General features: G+C 62.2%; 4 protein-coding genes. 3 read left to right on the forward strand and 1 reads right to left on the reverse strand.

The window, feature by feature from the left end:
• Positions 1 to 338: 338 nt before the first annotated feature.
• A complete protein-coding gene (locus tag EX20_RS24725; protein ID WP_014725167.1) occupies positions 339 to 1595 on the reverse strand; it encodes a PucR family transcriptional regulator in 1257 nt (418 codons plus the stop codon).
• A 354-nt stretch (positions 1596 to 1949) separates the two neighbouring features.
• On the opposite strand from EX20_RS24725, the gene EX20_RS24730 reads away from it, so the two are divergent.
• The 3 genes from EX20_RS24730 to EX20_RS24740 all read left to right on the forward strand — a co-directional run.
• Positions 1950 to 3194 carry a CaiB/BaiF CoA transferase family protein gene (locus tag EX20_RS24730; protein ID WP_011881870.1) on the forward strand — a complete coding sequence of 415 codons (1245 nt, stop codon included), beginning with the start codon at positions 1950 to 1952 and terminating at the stop codon, positions 3192 to 3194.
• A gap of 124 nt (positions 3195 to 3318) precedes the next feature.
• Positions 3319 to 5109: an acyl-CoA dehydrogenase gene (locus EX20_RS24735; protein ID WP_011881871.1), complete on the forward strand. Its 1791-nt coding sequence runs from the start codon at positions 3319 to 3321 to the stop codon at positions 5107 to 5109.
• A gap of 13 nt (positions 5110 to 5122) precedes the next feature.
• Positions 5123 to 6616: electron transfer flavoprotein-ubiquinone oxidoreductase (locus EX20_RS24740; protein ID WP_034195035.1), on the forward strand; the 1494-nt coding region annotated here is incomplete at its 3' end.

Here is a 6616-nt window from a genome sequence, read left to right on the forward strand (position 1 = left end):
CGTGCAATGCAATGCGGCCGTTGCGGTCCGCGATGCAGGCGTCGCGAACGCATGAATGTGACGGCCGCCATCTCGTCGGTGCGACACGTGCGCCTGACGCGTTCATGAACGTAAGCGGGCGGCCATCGGATTCAGGTGTCGAGACATCCTAACCCGGTGGAGTCGATATGTTCATGTCCAAGCCTGCCGTTTCTATGGCAAAACCGGTCAAACGGCAGGCCGTAACCCAGCCAGACATCCGGCAGCGACGATCGCACGGCTGCTCTGAGTGATAGGAGTCGTCGCCGGCTCGGACGATGGCCGTCACTGCGGCGAACGACAACGCGTCATGGACGCACTCACGCAGGCAACGCGCAAGCCCCGTCGCGCAACTTCAGTGCGATTTCGAGCTTGGCGATCCATCGCGCGTCGTCCAGCTTCGCGCCGAGAATGCTCTCCACCCGTTCGAGCCGATGGTCGAGCGTATTCGGATGGATGTCGAGCGCGGCCGCCGTCACTTTCCGACGCCGTCTGTTGGTGAAGAACGCCTCGATCGTGCGGGTCGCGCCCGACTCGACCGACAGTTCGTTCAGCAGCGAAAGAAAGTAATTCAGCGCGCTGTCGTTCCCTCGGATGCATTCCTCGATGACGATGTCCGAGTAGCGATGCACCTTCTGATCCGGCGCGAAGCGATTGCCGAAATCCAGCGCGCGTATCGCCTCGTCGGCCGATGCGGCCCAGCCTTGTGCGCCGACGCCGGCGAGGCCGATCCCGATCGACGTGACGGACGGCAATCGTTCCTGCAGTGTCGCCATGTATTCCGCGACACGTCTGTCGCTCGCGCTCGCGGATTCCTGCTGTATCGACGGAACCCAGATGACGAGGCGATCGTGATGGCGGGCGTCGACCAGCGTATCTCGCGAGGTCTTGAGGATGCCCGCCGTCACTTGCACGATCTGATCCAGTGCGCGATCGGCCTGAATCGGCTCGCCGTCCAGCGCCGACGACGCCAACGCAACCGCGATTCTCGGCACGGCATGATCGAGGCCCAGCGCCTTGGTGATCTTGCGAAACGCATCGTCGTCGCGCGATCTGCTGAACACCACGTCGTGCAACTGGTAGCGCAGCGATTCCTGCCAGCGCGCCTGCCGGTACTGCTCATCCAGATAGGCGGAGGAGATCAGTTGCGACATGTGGTCGAAGTAATCCATCAGGTACGGCGAAATCTCGAACAGCAGTTCGTCGCGCAAGATGTCGTGCTTGCTGCCCAGATCGGCGCATGCGCGCCAAACCTCTCTAAGCGCCATCCGGAAGGCTCGCAGCAGCGACTGCAGAGAAATGCCCTGATGAACTCTTCGTCGTCCGAAGTCCTGAAACGTCTTCAGACTTTCATTGTCGGGAAACTCGCCATCGACGATCGATTGGAACCACAGGCGCTCCGAAATCGATATGGAGTCGACGATGTCTTTCTTCACGGAGATGGGGAGATCCTCATAGCCGTCGATATCGCCTAATGCTGCATAAGTGCGCTCGATCACCGTCGACAGATCGTCGGAGATTGTCTTGATCTGTTGCCGCAATAACGCAGACGGCGACGGAACATGTATCACTCTCATTGTGGCCAATCGTTCTCTAGGGTGGTGCCGGACCAGAAATTCTCGGGTGCCTCGGTCTCGATGGCACATACGCATTGCGCGACGCCACGTGCAAATTCCATTGCATGTGTCGTTTGCGCTGAGCTTTGCGTTCACGGGCCGAAGACTATCACCGATCGAAAAATCGCTCTCTGAAGCGCAGGGCATCGTGCGGCGAAAGTCGGCGTTCGAGTTGGCGGATTGTGACAAACCACATGCGGGTCGGAGACATCTCCCATGTCGGTCGTCTGCGCAGCGGGATAAGGTATCGGCAGTTGGCGAGCACCAAAAGTCCGAGTCACCCATACAACACGCAGAGTACCTGCTACAGACATCATGCAGAACCCCGACAGCATTTTTTCTGAAGTCAAAGTCGTTGATTTCGCAAGCTATATCGCCGGTCCCGCGGCAACCACGATACTGTCCGATTTCGGTGCGACGGTTATCAAGGTAGAGCCGCCCGGCACCGGCGACCCCTATCGAAACCTCTACAAGCTGGCGCCGAACCCCGTCTGCGACACCAACTATCCCTGGCAGCTCACCAACCGCAACAAGCAGAGTCTTGCACTCGATCTCAAGTCTCCCGCAGCAAAAGACATTGTCGAAAAACTGGTCAAATGGGCCGATGTCGTCGTGGTCAATTTCCCGCTCAGCGTCCGCGACAAACTCGGCATCTCCTACGAAGCGCTCGCGCCGCTGAACGACCGTCTCATCTACGCGGACATCACCGGTTATGGCTTGAAAGGCCCCGAGGCCAATCGTCCCGGCTTCGACGTGACGACCTATTGGGCGCGCTCCGGGCTGATGGAAGTGACGCGCGACGGCGATAGCCCGCCCGCCGTTCCCATCCCCGGGATTGGCGATCACGCGACGGCCAGCACGCTGTTCTCGGCGATCGTGACGGGCCTCTATCATCGCGAGAAGACGGGCAAAGGCTCGCGCGTCTCCACCTCGCTCATCGCCGAAGGCGCATGGGCCTCGGCGCTCTGGACCGAGGGCGCACTCAACGGCGCGAAGTTCTACGGCGCACATACGCGCAATGCGCCGCTCAACGCGCTGTTCAATCCGTACCGCACCGCGGACAACCGCTGGCTGCTGCTGATGTTGCTCCAGGCGAACAAGGAATTCCCCGGCCTGTGCAAGGCAATGGATCTGCCGTCGCTGCTCGAAGATCCGCGCTTCGCGGACTCCGAGGGCCGCACCAAGCACGCCACCGAACTCGTCGGCATTCTCGACAAGGCGTTCGCCGGGCATTCGCTCGAATACTGGAAAAAGACCTTTGACGAGGCGCGGGTCATTTACGGTGTCGTGCAAGTCGCCGACGAAGTCGTCAAGGACGAGCAGATGTATGCGAACGAGGTGTTCGTCCCGCTGGGCGAAGCCGGCGAGAAGACGACCTATACGGTCAATAGCCCGATGCAGATCTCTGGTGTCGACAAGGTGAAGCCGCGCCGCGCGCCGGATCTCGGCGAGCACAGCCGGGACGTGCTCGCAACGCTGGGCTACGACGCGAACGAGATCGAGCGGCTGATCAACGACAAGGTCGTCGCGCAACTGGATCAGGCCGCGCAATCGAAGTGATGCCGCATGCGGCACGGCGGTAGACGCTCGACGCACAGGCGTCCAGCGTCACTGTCGTGGTCGCTTCAAGTCGGGCCAATCGATGGCTCGGCAAGATGTAGATCTAACTGAATGGAGAAGTACGATGAGTTTTGTCGCACCGGTAAAAGATATTCTGTTCGTGGTCAACGAACTCGCCCAACTCGATCGAATCAGCGCACTCCCGGGGTGTGAGGACGCCACGGCCGAGACTGCACAGGCGGTTATCGAAGAAGCAGCGAAGTTCAGCAATGAGGTCGTCGCGCCGCTAAACGTGCTCGGCGACAAGCATGGCAATACGTGGAAGGACGGTGTGGTGAACGCGTGTCCCGGTTTCTCGGACGCCTTCAAGCTGTTCGCCGCCGGCGGCTGGCAGGGCGTCAAGCATCCGGTCGATTACGAAGGACAGGGGTTGCCCAAGCTGATCGCGACGCCCTGCGCAGAAATGCTGAACGCGGCGAGCGTAGCGTTCGCGTTGTGCCCGATGCTCACCGACGGCGCGATCGAAGCGCTGCTCACGGCGGGCAGCGACGAGCAGAAGGCGCGTTACGTGCCGAAGATGATCTCCGGCGAATGGACCGGCACGATGAACCTGACCGAGCCGCAGGCCGGCTCGGATCTGTCGATGGTGCGTTCGCGCGCCGAGCCGCAGCAGGATGGGTCGTACAAGGTGTTCGGCACCAAGATCTTCATCACCTGGGGCGAGCACGACATGACGGAGAACATCATTCATTTGGTGTTGGCCCGTACGCCCGGCGCACCGGAAGGGGTGAAGGGCATTTCGCTGTTCGTCGTGCCGAAGTTCCTCGTCAACGAAGATGGCTCGCTCGGCGCGCGCAACGACGTCCAGTGCGTGTCGATCGAACACAAGCTCGGCATCAAGGGCAGCCCGACCGCCGTGCTTCAGTTCGGCGATCATGGCGGCGCGACCGGCTATCTCGTCGGCGAGGAGAACCGCGGCCTCGAATACATGTTCATCATGATGAACGCCGCGCGTTTCGCCGTCGGCCTGCAAGGCGTGGGCATTTCCGAGGCCGCGTACCAGAAGGCCGTCGAATATGCGAAGGAGCGTGTCCAGAGCCGGCCGGTCGATGGCTCGGCGAAGGAGGCGGTGACGATCATCCATCACCCCGACGTGCGCCGCATGCTCGGGACGATGCGCGCGTTGACCGACGCGTCGCGTGCCATCGCATACGTGGCGGCCGCTCACAACGACATCGCGCATCAGCACGAGGATGCTGCCACCCGTGCGCATCATCAGGCGATTTACGAGTTCCTGGTTCCGATCGTCAAGGGCTGGAGCACCGAACTGTCGCTCGAAGTGACGAGCCTCGGCGTGCAGGTTCACGGCGGGATGGGTTTCATCGAGGAGACGGGCGCGGCACAGTTCTACCGCGACTCGCGCATTCTGACCATTTACGAAGGCACGACGGCGATCCAGGCGAACGATTTCGTCGGCCGCAAGACGTTCCGCGACGGCGGTGTCGTGGCGAAGTTCCTGCTGGGTGAAATCGCGAAGACGGTCGAGGAACTGTCGGCACACGACGGTGCGGCGTTCGCGTCGATGCGCAAGCATCTCGAGCAAGGCGCACGCTCGTTCGAGCATGCGATGGAATTCGTCATCGCGAACATGAAACGCGATCCCAATGCGGTCTTCATCGGCAGCGTGTTGTATCTGCAGCTGGCGGGCGTGGTTCTCGGCGGATGGCAAATGGCGCGAGCGATGCTGATCGCGGCGAAGAAGCTGCAGGAGGATCAGGCGTTCTACGGCGCGAAGATCGCCATCGGGCAGTTCTATGCAGAGTTCATTCTGCCGCGTGCGTTGTCGTATGAGGCGTCGATCGTCGGCGCCAAGGGCGGGGAGGGCGTGCTCGCCCTGACGGAGGACCAGTTCTGACTGGGTCCCGCATATGAACGAAATAGATTGCCGCTCGGCGCGCCAGGCCGCTCTCGTCGAACAGTATGGTCCGCGCGAATCGATGGAGTACGACGTCGTGATCGTCGGCGGCGGCCCGGCAGGGCTGTCGGCGGCGATCCGGCTCAAGCAGCTGGCCAAGGAGAAGGGCGCCGAGATCGGTGTGTGCGTGCTCGAGAAGGGTTCCGAGATCGGCGCGCACATTCTGTCGGGCGCCGTGATGGACCCGGGCGCGATCAGCGAGTTGATCCCCGACTGGGCGGCGCTGGGTGCGCCGCTCGACGTCGAGGTCACGGAAGATCGCTTCCTGTTCCTGAGCGAGACGGACGCCAAGGCCGTGCCGAGCTGGGCACTGCCGAGCAACTTCAGGAATCACGGCAACTACGTGATTTCGCTGGGCAACGTCACGCGCTGGCTCGGCACGCAGGCCGAAGGGCTCGGCGTCGAGATCTTCCCCGGCTTTCCGGCCGCGGAGATCCTCTACAACGACGACGGCTCGGTGAAGGGCGTCGCCACCGGCAACATGGGCGTGGGCAAGGACGGCGAGCCGACCGAGAACTTCCAGCTCGGCATGGAACTGCACGCGAAGTACACGCTGTTCGCCGAGGGTTGTCGCGGCCATCTCGGCCGCCAGCTGATCTCGAAGTTCAAGCTCGACGCGAACGCGGATCCGCAGGCGTACGGGATCGGCATCAAGGAGCTGTGGGAGATCGATCCGGCCAAGCACAAGCCGGGCCTCGTGATCCACACGGCCGGCTGGCCGCTGAAGTCGGATACCTACGGCGGTTCGTTCCTGTATCACATGGACAAGAACCAGGTCATGGTCGGTTTCGTGGTCGGCCTCGGCTACACGAACCCGTACCTGTCGCCGTTCGAGGAGTTCCAGCGCTACAAGACGCACCCGTCGATCCGTACGTTCCTCGAAGGCGGCAAGCGCGTGTCGTACGGCGCGCGTGCGATCACCGCGGGCGGGCTGCTGTCGTTGCCGAAGACGGTGTTCCCCGGCGGTGCGCTGATCGGCGACGACGCAGGCTTCCTGAACGCGTCGCGTATCAAAGGCAGCCACGCGGCGATCAAGACCGGCATGCTGGCGGCGGAAGCCGCGTTCCATGCAGTGCAGACGGGCCGCCGCGGCGACGAGCTCAGCGCGTATCCGAACGCATTCAAGCGATCCTGGCTGCATGCGGAGCTGCACCGCGCGCGCAACTTCAAGCAGTGGATGGCGAAGGGGTTGTACCTCGGCACGCTGATGGTCGGCATCGAGCAAAAGCTGTTGGGCGGCAACGTGCCGTGGACGCTGCACCACAAGCATGCGGACCACGAGATGCTGAAGCCCGCGTCGCAATGCACGCCGATCGAATATCCGAAGCCGGACGGCAAGCTGACGTTCGACCGGTTGTCGTCGGTGTTCATCTCGAACACGAACCACGAGGAGAACCAGCCGGCGCATCTGACGCTGAAGGATGCGAGCGTGCCGGTGAACGTGAAC

This window comes from Burkholderia sp. WP42 (assembly GCF_000745665.1).
Classification (GTDB): domain Bacteria; phylum Pseudomonadota; class Gammaproteobacteria; order Burkholderiales; family Burkholderiaceae; genus Burkholderia; species Burkholderia vietnamiensis.

Excerpts from the sequence above, each read along its gene's own strand:
- EX20_RS24735 (WP_011881871.1), top strand. The coding sequence starts at position 3,319 with ATGAGTTTTGTCGCACCGGTAAAAGATATTCTGTTCGTGGTCAACGAA.
- EX20_RS24730 (WP_011881870.1), top strand. The coding sequence starts at position 1,950 with ATGCAGAACCCCGACAGCATTTTTTCTGAAGTCAAAGTCGTTGATTTC.
- EX20_RS24725 (WP_014725167.1), bottom strand. The coding sequence starts at position 1,595 with ATGAGAGTGATACATGTTCCGTCGCCGTCTGCGTTATTGCGGCAACAG.